Source organism: Pseudomonas sp. 3B-A001-10F, assembly GCF_056313565.1.
Window position 1 is genome coordinate 33,478 of sequence record NZ_JBQYFW010000023.1, and the last position, 23,368, is coordinate 56,845.

Here is a 23,368-nt window from a genome sequence, read left to right on the forward strand (position 1 = left end):
ATTCAGCGGTTTTTCTGCGCAACTTTGTCTCTGGGTTTGCCGTCTACACTCTCCGAAGACCCCGGGATACGGGTGTCTCCCCGACGCAACACCATGCCCGACTCGGGCGCTGCCGGAAGAACAGACATGGGATTGAAAGGCTGGGCGGGTTGTCTCGTATTCACCCTGTTGGCAGGCTCTGCATGGGCCACCGATCAGGCCCCGATCAAAGCGAAGGCTGAAGAAAAAGCCCAAGTGCTGGAAGAGAAAGCGGCGGACAAGGTCAGCGCCGCACCGGCACCGAAAGCCGAAGCCATCACCCCGACCGAAGTGCAAGCGGTCGACCCGGCCGGCGCGGCGCCGCTGGACGATCCGATCACTTGCCTGGCGCGTAGTATCTATTGGGAAGCCAAAGGCAAAGACACGCCGGAAATGGAAGCGGTGGCCAGTGTGGTGATGAATCGCCTCGGCCACGAAGGCTTCCCTGACAAGGTCTGCGCTGTCGTCAAACAAGGCTCGGAAACCAAGAGCTGCCAGTTTTCCTGGTGGTGCGACGGGCGTCCGGATCAGGTCAAGGAAGATGCCGAATACACGCTGGCCAAGGATATCGCCCGCAAAGCGCTGAACCGCCAGCTCAAGGATCGCACCAACGGCGCGCTGTATTTCCACGACCGCAATGTGCATCCGAGCTGGGCCAAGGAATATCGCAAGACCGCTGAAACGAAAAAATTTCTCTTCTACAAACCTGCCGGCGGCGACGCGCGCTAAGCGCAGACCTGCCGCACACAATCACGCAGCCAGCGATGCGCCGGGTCAGCGTCCATGCGCGGGTGCCAGAGCATCGACACGCTGATGTCCGGCATCGCGAAGGGCAGGGCGAAACTGTGCAGGCCTGTGCGCAGTTTGCTGGTATGACGCTGCGGGACCGTGGCGATCAGGTCTGACTCACGCACCAGCGTCAGCGCCGCCGAGAATCCACCGAATGAGGTGACGATGTCTCGTGTCAGCCCTAGCGCGAGTAACGCTTCGTCGACCGGGCCACTGCTGCGCCCGCGTCGTGAAATGAGAATGTGCTCGCCGCCGGCAAAGCGCCTGCTGGTGATTTTTCCCGAACTCAAGGCATGCCCCTCTCGAACCACACCGATCCATTGATCCTGAAACAGGATGCGGCTGTGCAGTGTCGGGTCGGTGCTGTCATCGACCACGCCGGTTTCCAGATCGACGCGGCCTTCGCGCAGCGGCGTGCTGTCCTTGTCGGCTTTCTGCACAAAGCGCAGGCGTACATCCGGCGCTTCTTCAGCGATACGCGCGAGCAGGGCAGCGGCGAAGGTTTCAACAAAACCGTCGGTGTTGCGCAGGGTGAAGGTGCGTTGCAAGCGGCGCGGGTCGAGCACTTCGGCAGGGCGTAAAACCGCCTCGGCTTCCTGCACCAGATGACTGACCCGCTCGCGCAATTCGAGTGCGCGCGGCGTTGGCACCAGGCCACGACCTGCTCGCACCAGCAACGGATCCCCGGTGGTTTCGCGCAAACGGGCGAGGGCGCGACTCATGGCCGACGGGCTCAACCGCAGGCATTTGGCGGCGCGGGCGACGCTGCCTTCGCGCAGCAAGACGTCGAGGGTGATCAGCAGGTTCAGATCCGGGGTGGTCATGACATGGCGTTCCATGCAGGTATTGAGTGCAAAGCATGCGTCTTGCGCCGTGTGTTGTCGAGGCTCAGGCTATGACGCATCACCTTTGCACTGTGAGCCTGCCATGCCCCAAGAACCTCTGAGCACTCCCGCCCGCTGGGCGCTGACCAGTCTGGCCTTGTCGATGTTGATGCCTTCCCTGGACACCAGCATCGCCAACGCCGGGCTGCCGATTCTGGCGGCGGCGTTCGAGGCGACGTTTCAACAGGTGCAATGGATCGTGCTCGCTTACCTGTTGGCGATCACCACGTTGATCGTCAGCGTCGGGCGTCTGGGCGATGGTTTTGGTCGACGTCGACTGCTGTTGATCGGGATCGGCATTTTCACCAGCGCTTCGTTGGCCTGTGCGCTGGCTCCCGGACTGGGTTGGCTGATCGGCGCACGGGCGGTGCAAGGCGTCGGCGCGGCGATCATGTTCGCCTTGACCGTGGCGTTGGTGGCCGATGCGGTGCCGAAGACGCGGGCAGGCAGTGCGATGGGCTTGCTGGCGACGATGTCGGCGACGGGCACCAGTCTTGGGCCGTCGCTGGGTGGGTTGTTGATGACGCATGTCGGCTGGCAGGCGATTTTCCTGCTCAACGTGCCGCTGGGCTTGCTCAATGTCTGGCTGGTGTATCGCTTTCTGCCGGCGGATCGCGCAGCAGGGCCGCGAGTGACGTTCGATTATTCTGGCAGCGCGGTGCTGGTCTTCACGCTGGCGGCCTATGCGCTGGCAATGACGCTCGACGGTTTCATGTTTCCGCTGCTGCTGGCCAGTCTGGGCGGCGCGGGCTTGTTCTTTATGATCGAGAAGAAGGCCAAGGCGCCGCTGATACGCTTGTCACTGTTCGCTGAGCGACGATTGAGCAGCAGCCTGGCGCTGACCTTGCTGGTGACGACCGTGATGATGACCACGCTGGTGGTGGGACCGTTTTACCTGAGTCGCGGATTGGGCCTCAGCAGTGCCGTGGTCGGCTTGGCGTTATCGCTCGGGCCGTTGTTGTCTGCTTTTGGCGGTGTGCCGGCCGGGCGTCTGGTGGACCGCTTCGGCGCGCGGCGCATCGTGCCGGGCGCGTTGCTCGCCATGGCCTGCGGTTGTGGCTTGTTGGCGCTGTTGCCGATGAGTCTGGGGTTGCCCGCCTATTTGCTGTCGATTGCAGTGGTCGCCGTCGGCTATGCGCTGTTTCAGGCGGCGAACAACACCGGGTTGATGGCCGGAGTTCGTCAGGAGCAACGCGGTGTGGTTTCGGCGATGCTTGGATTGGCACGTAATCTGGGGTTGATCACTGGGGCGGCGGTGATGGGCGCAGTGTTTGCGCTGGCGGCGGGCGATCCGACGCAGGCGCCGGCAACATCGATTGCCAGCGGCTTGCACATTACTTTTGGCGTCGCGGTGGCATTGATGGCTATGGCTTTGATCATCAGCCGAGCGCAGTTCAACTGTGGGAGCGAGCTTGCTCGCGATAGCGGTGTGTCAGTTAATGAGGATGTTGGCTGAACCACCGCTATCGCGAGCAGGCTCACTCCTACAGGGGATTTGTGCTGTCTTGCCGGGCGGGGAAGAACAGTTCGAAGCAGGTGATGCCATCGGCACTGCTGACGCTATAGCGGCCCTGATGCAACTGCATGATGGTCGCGACGATCGACAAGCCCAAACCATTGGATTGCGCTGAGCGCTCGCGTGACTGATCGACGCGGTAAAAACGCTCGAACAGCCTCGCCAAATGTTCAGGGGCAATGGTTGTGCCCTGATTGCGTACCCGCAGATAACTGCCATCCAACTCGGCAATCGCTTCCACCTGCACCGTCGAATCCGCCGCGCCGTACTTGATCGCATTGGCGCACAGGTTGGCTAGCGCACGGCGCAGCAGCATCGGTTCGGCCCAGATCACACCACTACCACGAGCCTCGATACTCATCCCGACATCTGCCGCCAATCCTTCAAAATAATCGGCAATGCGCTGCATTTCATCCGCCGCGTCCAGCTCCTGGCGCTGGCTCAGCGCGCTGGCCGGATCGGTGCGGGCGAGGAACAGCATGTTGTCGAGCATGCGCGTCAGGCGCTCCAGCTCTTCGACGTTGGAGGCGAGCAACTGCTGATAGGCCTCGATGCTGCGGTTCTGCTGTAGCGCCACCTGGGTTTCGCCGAGCAGGTTGTTGATCGGCGTGCGCAACTCATGGGCCATGTCGGTGGACACCTGGCTCAACTGCGCAAAACCCTTGGCGAGGCGGTCGAGCATGGCATTGAAGGCTTCGATCATCGGCTGCAATTCTCGTGGTGCACCGCTGCTGGCAAGGCGTTCGCCAAGGTTGCCGACACCAATGCCATGCGCGTGTTTCGCCAGTCGCCGCAACGGCAACAAACCGCGATACATCAGCAGGCAGCCCACCACCGCCAGCAACAGTGCCGCCAGTGAGGCAAGGCCATAAACACTCAAGCGGTAGTTGGCGAGCATCGCCGTGCGCTCGCTCATCAACCGCCCGGTGGTGACTTGCAAGTTGCCCAGTTCACCGGAATCGATACTCGCCGCCACCGCCGAAAATGGCACGCCGTCGACGCTCGGCAAGTGCTGCACGTCCTTGAGCGTCATCGGCTGGTCGCTGGGCACCGGCGGCAACGTGGGCGTACTCAGATTGCCCGGATTGACCACCAGCAGCGGCGGTTGCCCCGGCGTGCCAATGGTCAGCAACGCTTCGCGATTGCCAAGCATGTTCTGGAACAACGCCGGTTTGTTCTTGATCAATTCGAGGGTGTTGCTGTCATTGAGAAAGGTGCGCAACTGATCGACGCGGCTGACCAGTGAGATGTCGTCGCGGCGAATCAGTTGCGCTTCGAGTTCGCCGTACAGCGCAGCGCCGAGGCCGGCCAGCGAGGCGAACGCGAGCAGGGCAAACACCAGCGCCAGGCGCAGTGTCAGGGAATACGGGCGATGGGCGCTCATGGTTGCGTATCGAAGCGATAGCCGATGCCGCGCACGCTATGGATCAGCTTGAGCTGGAACGGGTCATCGATCTTCGCCCGCAAGCGGCGCACCGCGACATCAACCACGTTGGTGTCGCTGTCGAAATTCATGTCCCACACCCGTGAAGCAATCAGCGAACGGGCGAGAACCTGGCCGGTATGAGTGGCGAACAACTGCAGCAACGCGAACTCTTTGTTGGTCAGGGTGATGCGCACCCCGGCGCGGCTTACGCGGCGTTTGAGCACGTCGATCTGCAGGTCGGCGACTTGCAATTGTTCGTCTTCATGGATCGGCCCGCGCCGCGTCAGGGTGCGCAGGCGCGCCACCAGTTCGGCGAAGGAAAACGGCTTGATCAGGTAATCATCGGCACCTAGTTCGAGGCCTTTGACGCGGTCAGCGATATCGTCGCGGGCGGTGAGGAACAGCACCGGCGTATCAGCTTCCTTGCGCAGCCGGCGCAGGACTTCCCAGCCATCCATTTTCGGCATCATCACATCGAGCACGATCACATCGAAACTGTGTTCCAGCGCCAGGTGCAGGCCGTCGGCGCCGTCACGGGCGAGGCTGACGCTGTAACCCAGTTCCTGCAAACCGTTGAGCAGATAGTTGCCCGCCTTGGGTTCGTCTTCGACAACCAGAATATTCATCGATCAGTCTCAATGGTCATTGATGCAACCGCTGCCTTGTACCTGATAGTCCAGCACATGTTCGCGGCCCTGATGGTCGAGGTAATTCAATTGCGCCGGGACCACGCCACACGCTTGTGAAATATCGGTGCTGGACAGGACTTTGTCGACATCCAGATTGACGTAGAAACCGGATTTGTCATGAATCACGGCGGTGTCGGGCATGTTCGCGGCGAACGCGCTGCCGGTGGCGAGGAGGGCGGTGAAGGCGAGCAGAAGGGTTTTCATGGTCAGTCACTCAGTGGTCGGAGTTGATCGGCATTGGCGCCGGGACAACTTCAGGCTACCGAGCGATCCGCACGGCAAACCGACAGCTGAATGACAAAGTTGTAATGAAACGGTGTACGAAGATTTTCCAGACTCAACTCAAATCCTTGTGGGAGCTGGCTTGCCAGCGATGAGGCCTGCACAGTCAAAATTTCATTGACTGATCCACCGCTATCGCTGGCAAGCCAGCTCCCACAGGGTTACAGGTTGTGCCGTCAGCTCGCGTGGGTGTTGAGGATGCTCGCCACCTGCTGCGGCTGGCAGTTCAGGTACGGCGACGACTTCAGCCAGCGCTGATCCGGGTACCACGAAAACATGAACTGGCCATTCTTCAGGCGATCAATCACTTGCTTGGCAATCTGCGGCCGCACTGCCGGGCAGCCTTGGCTGCGGCCGATGCGTCCCTGTTTCTTGCTCCACAACGGATTCACATAACTGGCGGCGTGAATGACGATCGCGCGATCGCGGGCCATGTCATTGAAACCCGGCTCCAGACCGTCCATGCGCAGCGAATAACCGTGGGTGCCACTGTAGCTTTCCTGCGTGCGGAACAGGCCAAGGCTCGACTGGTAACTGCCTTCGACATTGGAAAACTGCGTAGCGAAGTTTTCCCCGGAGTTGGAACCATGAGCAACCAGGTCACGCAGCACCAGTTTCTTTTTGTTGAGGTCGAAGATCCACAGACGGCGTTCGGTGGACGGCTGCGAATAGTCGATGATCGCCAGGTGACGCGACGGTTTCGCACCGCTGTTGACCGCGCATTGCATGGCGTTCAGGGCACCTTTCAGCGCCTGGGGATTGAGTTCTGGCGCGGCGTGCGCGAGGCTGGTGTAGAGAACCGGCGATGGTTTGCCGGCGGCAAAAACGGGACTGGACACGGCGACAAGGGTCGCGGTGGTCAACAGCAGTCGGCGCAAAAACGTCAACATTTTATAAAGTGTCCTCACTTGCTACTTATTTGGCACTTTGGCTCCTGACTCCCAGTCAATACCGGCAAGCCCGTTGATCGAGCCTGACTGTTCAGCGCACCTGATGTAAGGTTGGCCATCATCTAGACGGCCATGGATTGGAGTAAAGCAGTTGTTCAAAAAGTACGCATGCTACTTGAGCATTTGTTTGCTCGCTGCGCCGTTTGTCGCTTGTGCCGATGAACCGCTACCGCCGCTGGAAACACTGCCGACGCCACCGGCAGAAATGCCGGTCGAGCCGCAAAGTCCCTTGCAGGCAGTTTTGATCAGTCTGGCGCAGTCATGCCCGGCGATTGCCGCGCATCTCAATGGCCCGGCGCTGACGCAATTGCAGGCCTTCTACCAGCAGCAGGACTGGATGCCGGTGTGGGCGAGTGAATCTGCGCGATTGCCGATGTTGCAGGCGCAATTACAGTTGTTGGCCGATGATGGCCTCAATCCAAAACGCTATCCGGTCGCAACCACGGCGCCTCAGGATGGCGAGTTGTGTGCCGACATCGACATCAGCCGCAACTACCTCCAGGCCCTGCAGGATCTGCATTACGGAAGCCTGCTGCAATCGCACTTCGAACCGCTGTGGCATGCCGACGCCACCCCACGCGACCGTCAGGCGGAATTGTTGGCCATCGCGGTACCGGGCATGCACGACATTCCCGCCGCGTTCGATCTGGCCCGGCCGCGCCTGGCGCAATATCAGGACCTGCGTCAGCTCTACGCCGCGCAACGGCTTAAAGCCTTGCCGCAATGGCAGTCGGTGGGCAGCGGGCCGCTGTTGCGCCCGGCCATGGAAGACAAACGCGTGCCGGAACTGGCCCAGCGTCTTTACAACGAAGGTTATCTGACTCAGATTATTGGTACGCCCGGCAATGCTTATGACGGCGTACTGGTCGACGCGGTGAAGAGTTTTCAGGCCAACCACTCGCTGCAGGCGGACGGTGTCGTCGGGCCGGGAACGATTGCCGAACTCAACATCAGTCCGCTGAGCCGCCGCGAACAACTGCGGGTCAACCTCGAGCGTTTCCGCTGGATGGCTCAGGATCTGGAGCCCAATGGCTTGCTGGTCAACGTCGCCGCCGCGGAACTGACGCTGTATCAGGGCGGTGTGGCGGTGTGGCAGACACGTACTCAGGTGGGCCGCGCCGAACGCCAGACGCCGCTGCTGAAATCGCGGGTGACACGCCTGACCCTGAACCCGACCTGGACCGTGCCGCCTACCATCTGGAAAGAAGACAAGCTGCCGGAAATCCGCAAGGACCAGACCTTCCTCAGCCGGCAGAACCTGCAAGTGCTCGACGCCAACGGGCAGCCGCTGGCGGCGGCGGACATCGATTGGGACAACCCCGGCAACATCATGCTGCGTCAGGACGCCGGGCCGCGTAATCCGTTGGGGCAAATGGTCATCCGCTTCCCCAACCCGTTCTCGGTGTACCTGCACGACACACCAAGTAAGGCGCTGTTCGAAAAAGGTCCGCGCGCCTTCAGCTCCGGCTGCGTGCGGGTCGAGCACCCGATGCAATTGCGTGATCTGCTGCTCACCCCGGCGGAAAAGGCCCGCACCGAGACCTTGCTTGCTACCGGCACCACCCACGAATTTCGCTTGTCGGAACCGGTGCCGATCCTGATGACCTACTGGACGGCACAGGTCGACAGCAGTGGCCGCGTGCGTTACTCACCGGACATCTACAGTCGCGATAGCGCATTGTTGGTGGGGCTTGATCGAGCGCATTGAGCCTTAGCGGGTGCTTCGGTTCCAGAACACCCGCGCCAGCCACGCATCGACACTCAACTTGCCAGCCCCAGCGAACACCAGCGGCAGTAGCGCCGCCAGGTAAATTGCCGGCAGCTTGAAGTTGCCGAAGCCTTTGTTGGTGATCGCATACCCCTGCGCCAGCTCGCTCAGTGACGACCAGTCCGCGGGCCAGTGCACGGCGGCGGTCGCGACGACGGTGACCACGATCAGCGAAACCGCCGAAATTCGCGTGGCGAAGCCAAGCAGAATCGCCAGTGCGCAGATCAGTTCGGCCCACATCGACAGTTCCCAGTTCAGTATTGCCGGCAGGTGATCGAACGGGAAGGGGAATCTGTCCTGGATGTCCTCGAACCAGTTCTGCCCGTTGAATTTTTCCAACCCGGACTCGAAGAACTCCCAGGCGATGAACAGGCGCAGCGTTAGAGGGGCGAGCCAGGTGCCGGCGCGGTCGAGGTTCAGGTGCAGGGTTTTGATGGCGGTTGAAAGGGTGGCGGTCATGATGCAGCTCCGGTGAGTTGAGTGAAATCGACCGGGGCATTTCAGCGTTGGGGTGTATCGGGTGTGTGTCGACGGTGTGGGGATTGTGCTTTTGGTGTGTCTGCGGCTTCGGGATATACAGTGCGATACAGTCAAAGGCCCCTCACCCCAGCCCTCTCCCGGAGGGAGAGGGGGCTGACCGAGTTGTCTTGCGTCATCCATCGACCTGAGAAATCCGGTCGATTATGGATTCACCGAAACACGTTCAGGTCGGCGTACATCCTCAATATCCCCCGATCGGCTCCCTCTCCCTCCGGGAGAGGGCTGGGGTGAGGGTGACAAGGCTGGACGCGCCCCCAAAGCCCAGTCAGCATGACCAAAAAAACGGACCCCCCCCATGCGACGACTTCCCTCCCTGGCCGCCCTGCGCACCTTCGAATGCGCCGCCCGCCACGCGCATTTCGGCCGTGCAGCCGCCGAACTGTGCGTCACCGACAGCGCCGTCAGCCATCAGATCCGCCAGCTCGAAGAGCAACTCGGCGTCTCGCTGTTCATCCGCGAAGGTCGACAAATCCGCCCGACCATCGCCGCCGGCCGCTTGATGCAAAGCCTGCAACAAGCCTTCGAACTGATCGGCGATGCTTGCGATGAGCTGCGAGATCCATCCTCACTGGCCGTGCTCAGACTGGCCGTCACTGCCGAACTCGCGCAGAAGTGGCTGATGAGTCGTCTCACCGATTTCTACGCGCGCTATCCGCACATCACCCTGCACCTCTACGAACAACCGATCGATGCCACGGCGCCCGGCGAAGACATCGACCTGGCGATCACCTACGGCACCGGCCCGGTGGACAGCAGTGCTTACTTCGTTCGGCCGCTGCCAGCCTTGCAGTTCTTCCCGGTGTGCAGCCCCGGCCTGTTCAACCAGGGCACTTTGAAAACCCCGAAGGATCTGGCTCGCCACTGCCTGCTGCACGACGATCAGGACGGCAAGACCTGGACCGCTTGGCTGACCAGCCACGCCGGCGATTTACGCCCGCAACGTCAGTTGTATTTCGCCCATGCTGGTTTGGCGTTGGAAGCGGCGGCGCAAGGGCAGGGCGTGGCCATGGGCGATAACCTCACCGCGCAGGAGGATTTACAGAATGGTCGCCTCGTGCGGCCCTTCGCCTCCAGCATGACCGCGCTCGGCCAATATGCGCTGGTCTGCGAGCGGCTGCGGCTGGAGCGTCCGGCGGTGGCGCAGATGCTCGAATGGTTCAACGATCAACTGGCCGATTGATGAGTTGAATTCAACTGTTCCGTAATAATCATCGTTGGCGAGCGCGTGGCTTGCGCCCTTAGCCTGTGGTCATTCCATTTCTATCGCGAAGACGAGGTTTGACCATGGCACGTTTGCTCGACTCCACCCCCAAACACGACGGCTTCCGTCTGCCCGGCGAATTCGAAGCCAAGTCCGGCTGCTGGCTGGGCTGGCCGGAGCGCACCGACGTCTGGCGCAACGGCGCGAAACCGGCGCAGAAGGTCTGGGTGCAGATCGTCACCGCCATCTCCCACAGCGAACCGGTCACCGTCTGCGCATCGGCCGCGCAATTCGCCACGGCGCGTCGGCAGTTGCCGCCACAAGTGCGCGTGGTCGAGATGACCTGCAATGACACTTGGTTTCGCGACAGCGGCCCGTGCTTTGTGGTCAACGACCAGAGCGGTGAGGTGCGCGGCGTCGACTTCGAATTCAACGCCTATGGCGGCCTCGACGGTGGTCTCTATTACCCGTGGGACAAGGACGATCAGATCGCCAGCAAAATCCTCGAGATCGAGCGTTTCGACCGCTACCGCGCGCCATTGATTGCCGAACTGGGCGGCATCCAGAGCGATGGCCAGGGCAGCATCCTCACCACCGAACAATGCCTGCTCAACCGCAACCGCAACCAGCATCTGGGCAAGGACGAAGTCACCCGACGCCTGACCGATTACCTCGGTGCCGAACAAGTGATCTGGCTGCCACGCGGCTGCAAGTTCGACGAAACCGATGGCCACGTCGATGACCTCGCCTGTTTCGTCCGTCCCGGCGAAGTGGTGCTGCAATGGACCGATAACCGCGACGATCCGCAGTGGGAGATTTACCAAGAGGCCTACGACATCTTGCGCAGCACCCGCGACAGCCGTGGCCGCGAGTTGATCGTGCACAAGCTGCCGCAACCGGATGTGCTCGAGTGGACCGCCGAAGAAGCCGAAGGCCTCGATCAGCAGGACAGCACTCACACCCGTCAGGCCGGCACGAAAATCTGCGCGTCGTACATCAACTACTACGCCGGCAACAGCTCGATCGTGGTGCCGCTGTTCGGTGATCGTAACGACAAGGTTGCCATGGCGACGCTGGCCGAACTGTTCCCGCAGCACAAGATCGTCGGCATCGAAAACTCCCGGGAAATCCTCCTTGGCGGCGGCAACGTTGCGTGCATCACCATGCCGCAATACGCCGGCAAAGGAGTGTAATCATGGGCCTGCACAAACTGACTCAAGCGTTATTGCTGGTGCTTGCACCCCTATGTGTGCAGGCCGCTGACTCCGCCAAACCGGTGGTCAATCTGTACATCTGGGGCGAGTATCTGGCGCCGGATACGCTGAAGAATTTCGAGGCGAAGACCGGTATTCATGTGGTCGCCGATCACTTCGATTCGCTGGAAACCGTCGAGACCAAATTGCTCACCGGGCGCAGCGGCTACGACCTGGTACTGACCGCCGGCCAGCACCTGTCGCGGGCCATCGAAAGCGGCGCGATCCAGCCGCTGGACAAGACCCGGGTGCCGCACTTTGCCGGGGTTGGCGAGGAGTTTCGCCAGCACATGGCGGTGTTCGATCCGGGCAATCGCTATGCCGGGATTTACGCCTGGGGCACCACCGGTGTGGGCTATCAGGAACAGGCGATCAAGCAGCGTTTGCCCGATGCACCGACGGACAGTTGGGCGATGTTGTTCGATCCGGCAGTGGTTTCGAAATTCGCTGACTGCGGGGTGAGTCTGCTCAACGATCCCAACGAAGTATTTGCCGCCGTCATGAAGTACATGGGGCTGGACATCAACCGGCAGAACCTCGATGACTTGAAACTCGCCGAGCAGCAACTGGCGAAGATCCGGCCGTACATTCGTTACTTCGATAACGACCTGAATATCAGCGATCTGGCCAACGGCAACACCTGCGTGGCGATGTCGTGGAATGGCAATGTGGCGATCGCGGCGGGGCAGGCTGAGGCGGCGAAGAAACCGTTCACGCTGAGTTACCGGATTCCGAAGGAGGGCACGTTGATCTGGTTCGATGCCATGGTTGTGCCCAAGGACGCGCCGCATCCGCAGGCCGGGTTGGCGCTGATGGATTATTTGATGACGCCGGAGGTGATTGCGCCGATCACTGACACCATTCATTACGCCAACGCTATTACGGCGGCGGATGGTTTGGTCGATGCATCGATTCGCAATGATCCGGGGACGTATCCGTCCGCGCAGGTCAGGGCTTCGCTGTACAGCAAGAATGACAATGGCAAAGCGTTCAATCGGGCTTTGATTCGGGCGTTCAGCCGATTGAAGTCCGGGCTGTGAAAAGCTGACCCTCACCCCAGCCCTCTCCCAGAGGGAGAGGGGGCCGACCGAGGTGTCTTGCGTTAAACATCGACCTGAAAACCCGAGTTGATTATGGATTTAAGTCCTGACGGTCATGGATTCAGAGGTGCTATTCCAAGTCGGCGTAAATCCCCAATATCCCCCAATCAGTCCCCCTCTCTCTACGGGCGGTCCGACGTTTCGGGAGGGCTAGGGTGAGGGCGGTCGATTATGGGTTTGAGAAGTCTTGGCGATCATGGATTCACAGGCGCTATTCCAAGTCGGCGTAAATCCCCAATATCCCCCAATCAGTCCCCTCTCCCTCTGGGAGAGGGCTAGGGTGAGGGCAGCGGTTTCGGCACCCGCCACAAATACCACGCCGCCACTGTCCGATACGGCCGCCAAGCCAACCCGATCTCAACCATCTGCCTGCGCGTCGGCTGCACCTCCAACCCCTTCAAGCGCCGATAACCCTCACGCACACCAAAGTCATCCGCCGGCAAAACATCCATGCGTTCCAGGCTGTAAATCAGCAACATCTCCACCGTCCAGCGACCGACCCCGCGCAAACTGACCAAGCGTTCGATCAGCGCCTCGTCATCCATCGCCAGCGCCGTGGCGTAATCCGGTACCACGCCATCCAGCGTCGCCTGAGCAATCCCCTGAATCGTCGCAATCTTGCCCGCGGAAAATCCGCAACTGCGCATGCGCTCAAACTCCGTCGCCAGAATCTGCTCGGGACGAGGAAACGTCTGCCCAGGAAACAACCCCACCAGCCGCCCGACAATCGCATCGCCGGCCTTGGCATGCAGCTGCTGATAAGCAATCGCCCGCACCAGCGATTCATAAGGATCACGCGCTGGATGCGGTTGATGCAGGCACGGACCCACCGCTGCGACATGGCGCTGCCAGTCCGGATCAAGCGCGGCCAGAAACGCGCTGGCCGCTTGATAGTCATCAGCCATTTATTTCAGCAAGCCGTTGACTTCGCCGTAGGTGAACGCCTTGAGGTCATGGCTGTCGAGTTTGCCGCTAGCCAGAAAGCTTTTCACCAGCCCGCCCATCGCGCCATAGAGGAATTCAGCGATGCCGGAGCCGGCGCTCAAGCGGCGTACGCCCAGTGCTTGCAGTTCTTCGGGCGAAGGCAGGCAAGCGAAACCAAGCACGTTGACTGGCAGCGCAGAGCCTTTGCAGATGGCCTCGATTTCATAGGCCGAGGTGACGCCCGCCGCGAACAAACCATCCGCGCCGGCCGCTTGATACAGCGCCGCGCGGTGCAGAGTTTCGGCGACGCGATCCTCGGCCGGCACAAGGCTTTTCAGATAAACGTCAGTGCGCGCATTGATGAACAGCTGCACCTCGCGCTTGTTGGCCACCTGACGTGCGACTTCGATCTTGCGCACCAGCACCTCCGGATCGGCAGAACCGTCCTCGATATTGATGCCCACGGCACCCGCCGCGATCACCGCATCCAGCACTTCGGCCACGCGTCCGAGGTCATCGGAGTAACCGGCTTCAACGTCCACAGTCAACGGCACGCTGATCACCCGGGCGATGGCTTCTACCGTCGACACCAGCCGTTCGAGGGGCAGAGCGTTGCCGTCCGGGTACCCGTGAGCCCAGGCTACCGCCGCACTGCTGGTGGCCACGGCTTTACCGCCCAGGTGCTCGACCAGTCGCGCACCGGTGGCGTCGCCGACGTTGGTCAGCATCAACAGGCCTTGCTGGTGCAACTGGTGAAACTGCGTAGCGAGCGCGTTCATCAAAAATCCTTCTTGTCAGTTGATTCGATTCGTCAGAATGCCAAGGATTGCGTGAGCTGCACGGCGGCGTTTTCCAGTCGCAGCAGAAACGCTTTGCGCGGCTGCCCACCACCATAGCCGGTCAGCGAGCCATCCGCGCCGATCACGCGATGACAAGGCACCACAATCGACAGCCGATTGTGCCCGTTGGCCAGGCCGACCGCGCGACTGGCGCCGGGTTTGCCCAAACCGGCGGCGATGGCGCCGTAGGTGCTGGTGCGGCCGTAAGGGATTTGCAGCAGCGCCGACCAGACCTGCCGGGCGAACTCGCTGCCGGGCAGGTGCAATGGCACGGTAAAGGTATTCAGCTGGCCGGCGAAATACTGCGTCAGTTGCGCCTCGATCTGCTGCAAATGCGCGTTGTGCCCCGGCGCCACCGCGTAACCGTAGCGGTTCTGCAATTCCTCGACTTCGCGGGTCAGTGCCGGGCGATCAAGAAACTCCAGCAACACCAGGCCGCGGCGTTCGGCCATGGCAATCATCGGCCCCAGCGGCGTGGTCAACCGGGTGAACAGCAGCGGCTCGCTGTGTCCGGCGCGGCCCGGGGTGATGTGGAAGGACTTCTGAAAGGCATCGCGAAAACCGCTGAGCGATTCATAACCCGAATCAAACGCGGCGTGATCAATCGAGATGCCTTGCTTGATCCCGCCCAGCGCCATGCCCAAGCGGCGCGTGCGCAGCCACGCATGGAAGGTCATGCCGAAATGCTGCTTGAACCAGCGCCGCAGCTTCAGCGGCTCGATGCCTTCAGCGAGCAATTGTGCGTCGCTCCAGCGCACCTCCGGATCGGCGTCCACGGCGTTGAGCAGCCGTTGCACCCAGTCCGGGGCGATGGCTGCGGCATCCAGTGGTTTGCAACGCAGGCAGGCGCGATAGCCCGCCGACAGGCAGTCGTCGGCGTGGGCGAAGAACTCGACGTTCTCCGGTTTCGGTTTGCGCGCCGTGCAACTGGGGCGGCAGAAGATCCCGGTGGTTTTCACGGCCGTGAAGAACACGCCCTCGTAGGCAGTGTCGCGTTCGAGCATGGCGCGAACCATTTCGGCGTGGGGCGGCAGGACAGCGGTTTGTATGTTCATGGACTGAGAGTAAAACCAGTTTGTCGATGGCTCCACCGAAAAATCGACAGTGAATTTTCAAATCCCCTGAACTACCGTGTAGGAGCTGCCGCAGGCTGCGATCTTGATCGTTCCCACGCTCTGCGTGGGAATGCAGCCCGGGACGCTCCGCGTCCCAAAATCCCAGATCGCCGCTATCGGCAGCTCCTACCGTTTGTTGAGGTGTGTCCGATGCATCCGTTTTCCATCCAGCATATCGATCACATCGTCCTGCGCGTCGCCGATCTGCAACGCAGCATCGACTTCTACGGCCAGGTGTTCGGCGCCGAAGTGGTCAAGCGCAACGAACCGTTGGGCCTGATACACCTGCGCGCCGGCACTTCGATGATCGACCTCGTCGACCTGCAAGGCGAACTCGGTCGCAAGGGCGGCGGGGCGGCCGGCAGCGAGCGGCGTAACGTCGATCACTTCTGCCTGCGCATCGAGCCGTTCGACGAAGAAGCACTGCGCGCGCACTTGCAATCCTTCGGCTTGAGCGTGGCCAAAGCCGAGTCACGCTTCGGCGCCGAGGGCAAAGGGTTGTCGCTGTACTGCTTCGACCCGGACGGCAATCAGGTCGAACTCAAAGGCCCGTCCGAGGCTTAAGCGCGTTTGGCCAGCAACAGCACCGAAGCCGCTGCCGACAGCAGGCCTGCGCAGCAACGATTGAAGATCCGTTTGCCGCGCGGCTCGGCGAACCAGCGGCGCATGTGCAGGCCCATCCAGGCGTAGGCGCTGATGGCGATCCACTCCAATAAAAGGAACAGCACGCCGAGTACGGCGAATTGCGCCGCCACCGGGCGCGCCGGGTCGACGAACTGCGGCAGAAACGCGGTGAACAACAGGATCGCCTTCGGATTGCCCGCCGCCACCAGAAACTCCTGTCGTGCTAAAGCAAAGAAGCCAACGGTCGTGCCCGTTGCTTGCTGTTCGGCCTCGGGGTTGGCCCGCCACAACTGCCAGGCCAGGTACAACAGATACGCCGCGCCAATGATCTTGATCGCCTGGAACAACCATTCCGAAGTCTGCAACACCACCGACAGACCGGCACCGGCCAGTGCGATCATCCCGGCGAACGCCAGAATCCGCCCGATACCCGCCGTGCAGGCACGGCGAAAGCCATAGCGTGTGGCGTTGCTGACCGACAGCAGATTGTTTGGCCCGGGGGCCATGTTCAGGGCGAAGCAGGCCGGGAGAAACAAGGCGAGGGTGGCGAGATCCATGACGGCACTCCAGAAACGAGAGCGATATTTTTAGCACAGCCTCCGGGCGCCCAGACCCATACAGTCACGCGGCGCTGTCGCGGTACAGCGCCCGGTGCCGTTGGGCAACGCGGTCGAACTTTTTGCAGATGCCTTCACTCTGAAAGACTCAGAGGGTGATAGTTTCGGCAGAAATATCTATCCGGCCGGTCAGAAACCGCGATAGCCGTGTAAAATTTCGCCGACGTTGCATTCACCCCGTTTGGCCCCCGGCGGCCCCACCAAGAGCGATCTACATGCAAGCAAAGGCCCGTGAAGTTTATGTGCCACCGGTGCTGCAAGATCTGCGAGCCGGCACTGCCGAACTGCACATCGCACTGGAAAAACGCCTTCCTTTTTTCTCCGATACCCTCGATACCCAGGCTTTTGTGCGGTTGATGCAGGCTTATTACGGCTTCTATCTGCCGCTGGAAAACGCCTTGCTCCGCAGTGATGCAATGCCTGCCGATTTTGATCTGACGCCTCGACTCAAAGCGCCAACCTTGCGCACTGATCTGCACGCGCTGGGCGTATCTGCCGAAGCGCTGCAAAACCTGCCGCAGTGCGAGCAGTTGCCGGTCATCGACTCAAGCTCCGCCTGCCTTGGCGTGCTCTACGTCCTCGAGGGGGCGACGCTCGGCGGGCAGATTCTGCGCCGGGAAATCTCGACGCGGTTAGGCCTGGAAGCCGATAACGGCGCGGCCTTTCTCGATATCTACGGCGCCGCCACGGGGCGGCGCTGGCGTGACTTTATCGAATACCTCGGCAGTCGGCCAATGAGCGCCGCCGAGCGCGGCGCTGTCGTCACCGCTGCACAAACCACATTCAGCTGTTTCGAGCGCTGGCTCGAAAGCCGGGAGGTACTGGCATGAACCCGCAAGACAAAGAAGCCTTTGAAGAACTGCTGGCCAACTGTGCCGACGAGCCGATTCGTTTCCCCGGTGCGATCCAGCCCCACGGCTTGCTGTTGACCCTGAGCGAACCTGCATTGGCGATCATTCAGGTCAGCGCCAACGTCGAAAGCCTGCTGGCCCGGGTGCCGCAAAGCCTGATCGGCCAGCCACTGGAAAGCCTGATCGGCGACGCCGAAGCGGCGCAAGTGCGCGAAGCTTTACTGCAACCGTCGCTGTCCGATGTGCAGCCGCTGCGCTTCAGGCTCAACGACACGGCATTCGAGGGTTTGCTGCACCGCCATCAAGGTGTGCTGATTCTGGAGCTGGAAATCCACGTGGAAAATTTCCAGCCGCGCAATATCGCCGGCAATCAAACGCATCTGGGGCGCATGCTCCAGCGTCTGCAAGGGAGCACCACGTTGCAGGCGCTGTATGACATCAGCGTCAAGGAAATTCAGGCCATGACCGGTTACGACCGGGTGTTGATCTATCGTTTCGAGGAGGAGGGCCACGGTCAGGTCATCGCCGAAGCCTCCGACCCGTCGATGGAAGTGTTCAACGGCTTGTTCTTTCCGGCGTCGGACATTCCCGAACAGGCGCGCGAGTTGTATCGCACCAACTGGCTGCGGATAATCCCCAATGCCGACTACCAACCGGTGCCGCTGGTGCCGAAGTTGCGTCCGGACACGAACACGCCGCTGGACCTGAGTTTCGCCACCCTGCGCAGTGTGTCGCCGATCCACTGCCAGTACATGAAGAACATGGGCGTGTTGTCGTCGATGAGCATTTCCCTGCTCAAGGGTGACAAGCTTTGGGGCCTGATCAGCTGCGGCAATCGTCAGCCACTGCACGTGCCGCACGAATTGCGCGCCGCGTGTCAGACCATCGGTCAGGTGCTGTCGCTGCAGATCAGCGCCATGGAAGCACTGGAGATCAGCCGTCAGCGTGAAGAAAAAGTCGAAGCCTTGGCGCTGCTCAATCAGGCAATGATCGATTCGCCTCAGAACGTCTTCGACGGCTTGGCCAATCAGCCGCAGACGTTGATGGCGCTGACCAATGCCGGCGGCATCGCGATCATCGAAGACAAACAACTGCACCGTTACGGCAACTGCCCGGAACCGGAAGACATTCGCGCCTTGCACAAGTGGCTGCAGGACAGCGGCGAGCCAGTGTTTGCCAGTCATCACCTGTCCAGCGTCTACCCGCCGGCCGCGCAGTATCAGCAGGTGGCCAGCGGCGTGCTCGCCATGAGCCTGCCGAAACCGGTGGACAACGGCGTGTTCTGGTTCCGCCCCGAGGTCAAGGAAAACATCAATTGGAGCGGCGACCCGCGCAAGCCGCTGGACCTGGAAAACTCCGACGCCGGCCTGCGCTTGCGCCCGCGCACTTCGTTCGAAATCTGGAAAGTCGAGATGGCCGGGATCTCCACCAAGTGGAGCCACGGTGATCTGTTTGCCGCCAACGATCTGCGCCGTTCGGCGCTGGAAAACGATCTGGCCCGGCAAGTACGCCGCGAACAGGAAGCAGTGCGCGCCCGCGATGAGCTGGTGGCGGTGGTGTCGCACGATCTGCGTAACCCGATGACCGTGATCTCGATGCTCTGCGGCATGATGCAGAAGGCTTTCAGCTCCGACGGCCCGCACACTTCGCGCAGGATCTCCACGGCGATCGACACCATGCAGCAGGCCGCCGGGCGCATGAACACGCTGTTGGAGGACTTGCTCGATACCTCGAAAATCGATGCCGGGCGTTACTCCATCACCCCGCAAAAACTCGACGTCGCGCAGATGTTCGAGGAGGCGCAGGCGTTGCTCGCGCCGCTGGCGCTGGACAAGGACATCAGCATTTCCTTCGCCGCTGACCCCGATCTGCGTATCCATGCTGACCCCGAGCGGCTGTTTCAGGTGTTGTCCAATCTGGTCGGCAACGCGATCAAGTTCACCCCGCGCCTGGGCACGGTGGGCGTGCATGCCACGTCGGTCGGCGATGATATCGTTTTCACCGTGCGCGACAGCGGCGAGGGCATTCCCAAGGAACATCTGCCGCACGTCTTTGACCGTTACTGGACGGTGAAAGAGGGCAATCCGACCGGCACCGGTCTGGGCTTGTACATCACCCAAGGCATCGTCGAAGCCCATGGCGGGCGGATCTTCGCCGAGAGCGAGCCGGGGCAGGGCAGCGAGTTCCGCTTCACCGTGCCGCGTTTGGACTGAACACAGCTTTTATGTGGGAGCGAGCCTGCTCGCGAATGGGGTCGTCCTGGCAATGCAGTGCTGAATGACCCACCGCTTTCGTCGGAACGCCGCCCGGAGCAGGCTCGCTCCCACAGGGGGTTGGTGTCGTTTGATCGTTCCCACGCTCTGCGTGGGAATGCCTCAACGGACGCTCTGCGTTCGGCTCTGGGAGGGACGCGGAGCGTCCCGGGCTACATTCCCACGCAGAGCGTGGGAACGATCAAATGTGTGTCAGGGGCATTTTCTTCAATACCGAGGACCAGGTGCTCGCTACCGTGAGCACCTTGTTCCTCGATTTGAAGCAGGTGTGCGATGAGTCTGATTGTTTCCATGGCGGCGTTTGCGCTAGCGGCGTCCATCACGCCGGGGCCGGTGAACATTGTCGCGTTGAGTTCCGGGGCGCAGTTCGGTTTTCGCGCCAGTCAGCGGCATGTTGCCGGAGCAACGCTGGGGTTTGTGCTGTTGCTGGTGTTGATGGGCCTGGGTCTGCACGAGGTGCTGAAACTCTGGCCATTCATGACCCGCGTGGTGCAACTGGCCGGCGTGGCGTTTCTGCTGTTCATGGCGTGGAAACTGGCCATGGATGACGGGCAGTTGAATGCCGGTGAGTCAGGGCGGGCGCCATCGATGCTGTATGGCGCCGTGATGCAATGGCTCAACCCGAAAGCCTGGCTGGCATGCGTCGCGGGTATGGGCGCGTTTGTCGCCGATGGCGAGGCACGGCTGGTGTGGCAGTTTGCGGCGGTGTATCTGGTGATTTGTTATCTGTCGGTCGGCTGCTGGGCGTATGCCGGGACGTTTTTGCGTGGGTATTTGAGCAATGCGGTAGGGATGCGCTGGTTCAATCGGGTGATGGCAGCATTGTTGGCCGTCAGCGCGATATACCTGCTGCTACCGTAAACCCTGTAGGAGTGAGCCTGCTCGCGATAGCTGTGTGTCATCCACCATCAATGGCAACTGACAGACCGCTATCGCGAGCAGGCTCACTCCTACAATGGATCGTGGGTAGCCGAGAGATTGATTAGTTGAACGGCTGCTGAAACGCACCACCTTCGATGTGCCAGACCTTCGGCTCGTCCGAAAAATAATCTTCCAGCCCCAGCATGAACAACCGATGGTCCTCACTCGCTTCAAACCCCGGCGAGTGGTCCTCAAGGGATTGCCAGCGCACAATCAAATTGAACACCTCAGGCGTTTCTATCCCTGGCGCGAGCATGTGGCCGCCGTAACCCTGCGCGCGCATGAGCAGTGGCTCGACCTCGGTAAACGCACGCCGAAACGCTTCAGTTTGTTCTTTGTGAACGGGTAGCAGAGCGATCTCGTAAACCATGATGTTCTCCTCGGGACTGAATTCAGCGATTGGCGAGTTCGGGCGACGGCGCGACGGCAATCGCGATCTTCCCTTGAACGCCGTTGTTGGGCGTCTCCAGCCGGGTGTGGGCGAGGCCGATGTCGGCCAGCGCATAGACTGCGCCAACGTGTGGGCGCAACTGCCCGTTCGCAATCAACGCACTCAACTCGTCGAGCTTGCCGCGATTCTGTCGGGTGAAAACGAAGTGGTAACTGGCGTTCTTGCCCCAGGCCTGAATCAGGTTCTGTGGCTGGGCAAGGTCTACGATCGATACCACGCGGCCAAGCTGTGCGAGGGCGTCGGGGCTGCGCGTCAAGGTGTTGCCGCCGATGGTGTCGAAGACGACGTCGACGCCGCGGCCATCGGTTTCCCGCAGGATCGCTTCGACGTAATCTTCCTTTTCGTAATCGATCAGCACATCGGCGCCCATCTGCCTGGCGAACTCGAAATTGCCTTCACGCACGGTAGTGAAGACCTTCGCGCCGATGGCTTTGGCCAGTTGAATTGCGACATGACCGACACCGCCCGCACCGCCATGAATCAGAATGTTCTCACCGACTCTGAGCGCCGCCCGCACGACCAGCGCTTCCCACGCCGTTCCGCCAACCAGGCTCAGGCTTGCCGCTTCAAGGTGGCTCAACGTGGCAGGCTTTTTCCCGACGATGCTTTCGGCCGCCACGTGGTACTCGGCATAACTGCCCGGACCGTCGAATATTTGCGGGGTGTACCAGACTTCGTCACCCGGCACGAACGCCGTCACCCCCGGCCCGACGGCTTCGACAACGCCGGAGACGTCGTGCCCGGTAATGGCGGGGAGGGGCACCAGATCGGCATAGTCGCCACGGCGAACCTGATAATCCAGCGGGTTGATGGAGGTGGCGTGCACCCGTACCAGCACTTCGCCCGCTTGTGGCACTGGCTTGGGTACCTCACAAAGTTCGAACGATTGCGCGCCGCCAAATGAAGTAAGGATCATAGCTTTCATTGCATTTCCTCGTTTCGGTAAAAAGGGATATCGGGAATTCTCGATATCATGGGGCAAAAAATTACAGCTCGCTGCCGATGATCTCGGCCAGCGCACTGATCGCTGCTTCGTTACGTTTGTAATAGGTCCACTGCCCAATACGCCTGACTTCGACCAGGCCGGCGCGTTGCAGCGTCGCCAGATAATCGGACACCGTCGACTGCGACAGCCCGACGCCTTCCTGAATACTGCTGACGCAAACACCCACCGTATGCACGTCACCTTCGTCCTGGGGAGGAAAGTGTTTCTCGGGATCCTTCAAGCCTTTGAGGATTTCCAGGCGTGTGCGGTTCGAGAGGGCTTTGAAGATTTCGAGTAGTTCCATGCCGCGACGATATCGGAATTTACCGATATGTCAATATCTGAATGTGTTGGCCAGCGACGTGTCATCTGACCCTGTGGGAGCGAGCTTGCTCGCGAAGGCGCTGTGTCAGTCAATGGATGTGCTGACTGTTCAACCGCATTCGCGAGCAAGCTCGCTCCCACAGGGGGCAGTGTTGAGTTTCAGATGAGGTGTCAGCCGCGATATTGCCCGGGTGTGGCCGCCAAATGCTGCTTGAACGCCCGCTGAAAATGCGCCTGATCGGCAAACCCGGCTTCCAGCGCCACATCCGCAATCAACTGCCCGCCGCGCAAACGCTCGCGGGCAAACTGGATGCGCTGGTTGACCAGAAACGCGTGGGGCGTCATGCCGTAATGCTGTTTGAAGGCGCGGATCAGGTAGGACGGTGAAAGCTGTGCAGCAGCGCAGATGTCGTCGAGGTTCAGTACCTCGGTGCAGTGCTCGCGGATGAAATCGGCAGCGCGTTCCAGTTTGAAATTGGGTTCGCGCAACGAAGGTCCGGCAGGGTTGAGGAGCAGTTGCAGATCACTGAAAAACTCTACTGCTGCACTCTGTTTGCGCAGCACATCCTGTTGCGGGTCGACCAACGTTTGATACAGCCCGTTCAGTTCGTTGAAAAGCGCAGTGTCATCAAGGTGTGTGGTGGAAAAACGCCGAAACTCAAGATCACCGGCAAAGCCCAACTGATGCTGCAAATCCGTCAGCCACGGCGTCTCGACGTACAGCATCACATACGACCACGGCTGATCATCGATCGGATTGCACGCATGCACATCGCCGGGGTTCATCAGCACCACCGTGCCCGCCGCGACCTCGAACTGCGCCTGTTCATGCACATAAGTACTGCGCCCGGCGGTGATCGCGCCAATGGAAAAATGCGCATGGGAATGCCGGGCGTAGCAGACTTCGCGGCCATCGGCGATGGCCCGCGCTTCAATGAACGGCAGCGCCGCGTCGCGCCAGAAGCGCGGGGCTTTTTCAGGGTGTTTGGCGGCAGCGTGTTTCATCGTTGTTATTCCCGGCAGGCCAG

At 60.9% G+C, this 23,368-nt stretch carries 24 protein-coding genes; 10 read left to right on the forward strand and 14 right to left on the reverse strand.

The window, feature by feature from the left end:
• Positions 1–126 precede the first annotated feature (126 nt).
• The gene (locus tag AC0ZWN_RS19805) at positions 127–747 is read left to right on the forward strand and encodes a cell wall hydrolase (RefSeq protein WP_257355411.1); all 621 of its coding nucleotides are present in this window, start codon (positions 127–129) and stop codon (positions 745–747) included.
• Here the strand turns inward: AC0ZWN_RS19805 and AC0ZWN_RS19810 are convergent.
• Positions 744–1,631, reverse strand: coding sequence for a LysR family transcriptional regulator (locus AC0ZWN_RS19810; protein ID WP_476336211.1), 888 nt, complete (start codon positions 1,629–1,631; stop codon positions 744–746). The two genes, AC0ZWN_RS19805 and AC0ZWN_RS19810, sit on opposite strands and share 4 nt — an antisense overlap.
• A gap of 103 nt (positions 1,632–1,734) precedes the next feature.
• On the opposite strand from AC0ZWN_RS19810, the gene AC0ZWN_RS19815 reads away from it, so the two are divergent.
• Positions 1,735–3,147 carry an MFS transporter gene (locus AC0ZWN_RS19815; protein WP_476336212.1) on the forward strand — a complete coding sequence of 471 codons (1,413 nt, stop codon included), beginning with the start codon at positions 1,735–1,737 and terminating at the stop codon, positions 3,145–3,147.
• A gap of 28 nt (positions 3,148–3,175) precedes the next feature.
• Here the strand turns inward: AC0ZWN_RS19815 and AC0ZWN_RS19820 are convergent, their stop codons facing one another.
• The 4 genes from AC0ZWN_RS19820 to AC0ZWN_RS19835 form a co-directional block, all read right to left on the reverse strand.
• A complete protein-coding gene (locus tag AC0ZWN_RS19820; protein ID WP_476336213.1) occupies positions 3,176–4,591 on the reverse strand; it encodes a heavy metal sensor histidine kinase in 1,416 nt (471 codons plus the stop codon).
• Complete coding sequence (locus AC0ZWN_RS19825; RefSeq protein ID WP_007918415.1) at positions 4,588–5,259, reverse strand: heavy metal response regulator transcription factor; 672 nt, start codon at positions 5,257–5,259, stop codon at positions 4,588–4,590. The genes AC0ZWN_RS19820 and AC0ZWN_RS19825 overlap by 4 nt, the downstream gene beginning before the upstream one ends.
• Positions 5,260–5,268: 9 nt before the next feature.
• Entirely contained in the window at positions 5,269–5,526 is a 258-nt protein-coding gene (locus tag AC0ZWN_RS19830; protein WP_064389346.1) for a DUF2790 domain-containing protein, read from the reverse strand.
• Positions 5,527–5,780: 254 nt separating this feature from the next.
• Positions 5,781–6,494, reverse strand: coding sequence for a murein L,D-transpeptidase catalytic domain family protein (locus AC0ZWN_RS19835; protein ID WP_093442598.1), 714 nt, complete (start codon positions 6,492–6,494; stop codon positions 5,781–5,783).
• 151 nt (positions 6,495–6,645) lie between these two features.
• On the opposite strand from AC0ZWN_RS19835, the gene AC0ZWN_RS19840 reads away from it, so the two are divergent.
• Positions 6,646–8,262, forward strand: coding sequence for a L,D-transpeptidase family protein (locus AC0ZWN_RS19840; RefSeq protein ID WP_476336214.1), 1,617 nt, complete (start codon positions 6,646–6,648; stop codon positions 8,260–8,262).
• A gap of 3 nt (positions 8,263–8,265) precedes the next feature.
• Here the strand turns inward: AC0ZWN_RS19840 and AC0ZWN_RS19845 are convergent, their stop codons facing one another.
• Entirely contained in the window at positions 8,266–8,781 is a 516-nt protein-coding gene (locus tag AC0ZWN_RS19845; RefSeq protein WP_476336215.1) for an HvfX family Cu-binding RiPP maturation protein, read from the reverse strand.
• Between the two features lie 376 nt (positions 8,782–9,157).
• On the opposite strand from AC0ZWN_RS19845, the gene AC0ZWN_RS19850 reads away from it, so the two are divergent.
• From AC0ZWN_RS19850 to AC0ZWN_RS19860, 3 genes are all read left to right on the forward strand, one after another.
• Complete coding sequence (locus AC0ZWN_RS19850; RefSeq protein WP_476336216.1) at positions 9,158–10,042, forward strand: LysR substrate-binding domain-containing protein; 885 nt, start codon at positions 9,158–9,160, stop codon at positions 10,040–10,042.
• A gap of 104 nt (positions 10,043–10,146) precedes the next feature.
• A complete protein-coding gene (aguA, locus tag AC0ZWN_RS19855) occupies positions 10,147–11,256 on the forward strand; it encodes an agmatine deiminase (RefSeq protein WP_038366106.1) in 1,110 nt (369 codons plus the stop codon).
• A 2-nt stretch (positions 11,257–11,258) separates the two neighbouring features.
• Positions 11,259–12,356, forward strand: coding sequence for an extracellular solute-binding protein (locus AC0ZWN_RS19860; RefSeq protein ID WP_476336217.1), 1,098 nt, complete (start codon positions 11,259–11,261; stop codon positions 12,354–12,356).
• Positions 12,357–12,691: 335 nt separating this feature from the next.
• Here AC0ZWN_RS19860 and AC0ZWN_RS19865 read toward each other — a convergent pair whose 3' ends face one another.
• From AC0ZWN_RS19865 to AC0ZWN_RS19875, 3 genes are read right to left on the reverse strand one after another with little or no spacing between them, the layout of a single operon-like run.
• Positions 12,692–13,321 (reverse strand): DNA-3-methyladenine glycosylase family protein, encoded by a 630-nt coding sequence (locus AC0ZWN_RS19865; protein ID WP_476336218.1) that lies wholly within the window; start codon positions 13,319–13,321, stop codon positions 12,692–12,694.
• Positions 13,322–14,119 (reverse strand): isocitrate lyase/PEP mutase family protein, encoded by a 798-nt coding sequence (locus AC0ZWN_RS19870; RefSeq protein WP_460100396.1) that lies wholly within the window; start codon positions 14,117–14,119, stop codon positions 13,322–13,324.
• Between the two features lie 32 nt (positions 14,120–14,151).
• Complete coding sequence (locus tag AC0ZWN_RS19875) at positions 14,152–15,234, reverse strand: bifunctional transcriptional activator/DNA repair enzyme AdaA (RefSeq protein ID WP_476336219.1); 1,083 nt, start codon at positions 15,232–15,234, stop codon at positions 14,152–14,154.
• A gap of 210 nt (positions 15,235–15,444) precedes the next feature.
• On the opposite strand from AC0ZWN_RS19875, the gene AC0ZWN_RS19880 reads away from it, so the two are divergent.
• Positions 15,445–15,858: a VOC family protein gene (locus tag AC0ZWN_RS19880; protein WP_116254913.1), complete on the forward strand. Its 414-nt coding sequence runs from the start codon at positions 15,445–15,447 to the stop codon at positions 15,856–15,858.
• Here AC0ZWN_RS19880 and AC0ZWN_RS19885 read toward each other — a convergent pair.
• Positions 15,855–16,475 carry a LysE family translocator gene (locus AC0ZWN_RS19885; protein WP_476336220.1) on the reverse strand — a complete coding sequence of 207 codons (621 nt, stop codon included), beginning with the start codon at positions 16,473–16,475 and terminating at the stop codon, positions 15,855–15,857. The two genes, AC0ZWN_RS19880 and AC0ZWN_RS19885, sit on opposite strands and share 4 nt — an antisense overlap.
• Before the next feature lie 275 nt (positions 16,476–16,750).
• Here AC0ZWN_RS19885 and AC0ZWN_RS19890 point away from each other — a divergent pair, with 275 nt between their 5' ends.
• From AC0ZWN_RS19890 to AC0ZWN_RS19900, 3 genes are all read left to right on the forward strand, one after another.
• Complete coding sequence (locus tag AC0ZWN_RS19890; RefSeq protein ID WP_476336221.1) at positions 16,751–17,365, forward strand: biliverdin-producing heme oxygenase; 615 nt, start codon at positions 16,751–16,753, stop codon at positions 17,363–17,365.
• Positions 17,362–19,599: an ATP-binding protein gene (locus AC0ZWN_RS19895; protein WP_476336222.1), complete on the forward strand. Its 2,238-nt coding sequence runs from the start codon at positions 17,362–17,364 to the stop codon at positions 19,597–19,599. Before AC0ZWN_RS19890 ends, AC0ZWN_RS19895 begins: the two co-directional genes overlap by 4 nt.
• A 333-nt stretch (positions 19,600–19,932) precedes the next feature.
• Entirely contained in the window at positions 19,933–20,520 is a 588-nt protein-coding gene (locus AC0ZWN_RS19900) for a LysE family translocator (protein WP_476336223.1), read from the forward strand.
• Between the two features lie 121 nt (positions 20,521–20,641).
• Here the strand turns inward: AC0ZWN_RS19900 and AC0ZWN_RS19905 are convergent, their stop codons facing one another.
• The 4 genes from AC0ZWN_RS19905 to AC0ZWN_RS19920 all read right to left on the reverse strand — a co-directional run bounded on the left by AC0ZWN_RS19905 (position 20,642) and on the right by AC0ZWN_RS19920 (position 23,345).
• Positions 20,642–20,950 (reverse strand): antibiotic biosynthesis monooxygenase family protein, encoded by a 309-nt coding sequence (locus tag AC0ZWN_RS19905; RefSeq protein WP_320336593.1) that lies wholly within the window; start codon positions 20,948–20,950, stop codon positions 20,642–20,644.
• 22 nt (positions 20,951–20,972) lie between these two features.
• Positions 20,973–21,956, reverse strand: coding sequence for a zinc-dependent alcohol dehydrogenase family protein (locus AC0ZWN_RS19910; protein ID WP_476336224.1), 984 nt, complete (start codon positions 21,954–21,956; stop codon positions 20,973–20,975).
• A 61-nt stretch (positions 21,957–22,017) separates the two neighbouring features.
• Positions 22,018–22,320 (reverse strand): ArsR/SmtB family transcription factor, encoded by a 303-nt coding sequence (locus AC0ZWN_RS19915; protein ID WP_077572353.1) that lies wholly within the window; start codon positions 22,318–22,320, stop codon positions 22,018–22,020.
• A 191-nt stretch (positions 22,321–22,511) separates the two neighbouring features.
• Positions 22,512–23,345 (reverse strand): helix-turn-helix transcriptional regulator, encoded by an 834-nt coding sequence (locus AC0ZWN_RS19920; RefSeq protein ID WP_476336225.1) that lies wholly within the window; start codon positions 23,343–23,345, stop codon positions 22,512–22,514.
• Between the last annotated feature and the right edge of the window lie 23 nt (positions 23,346–23,368).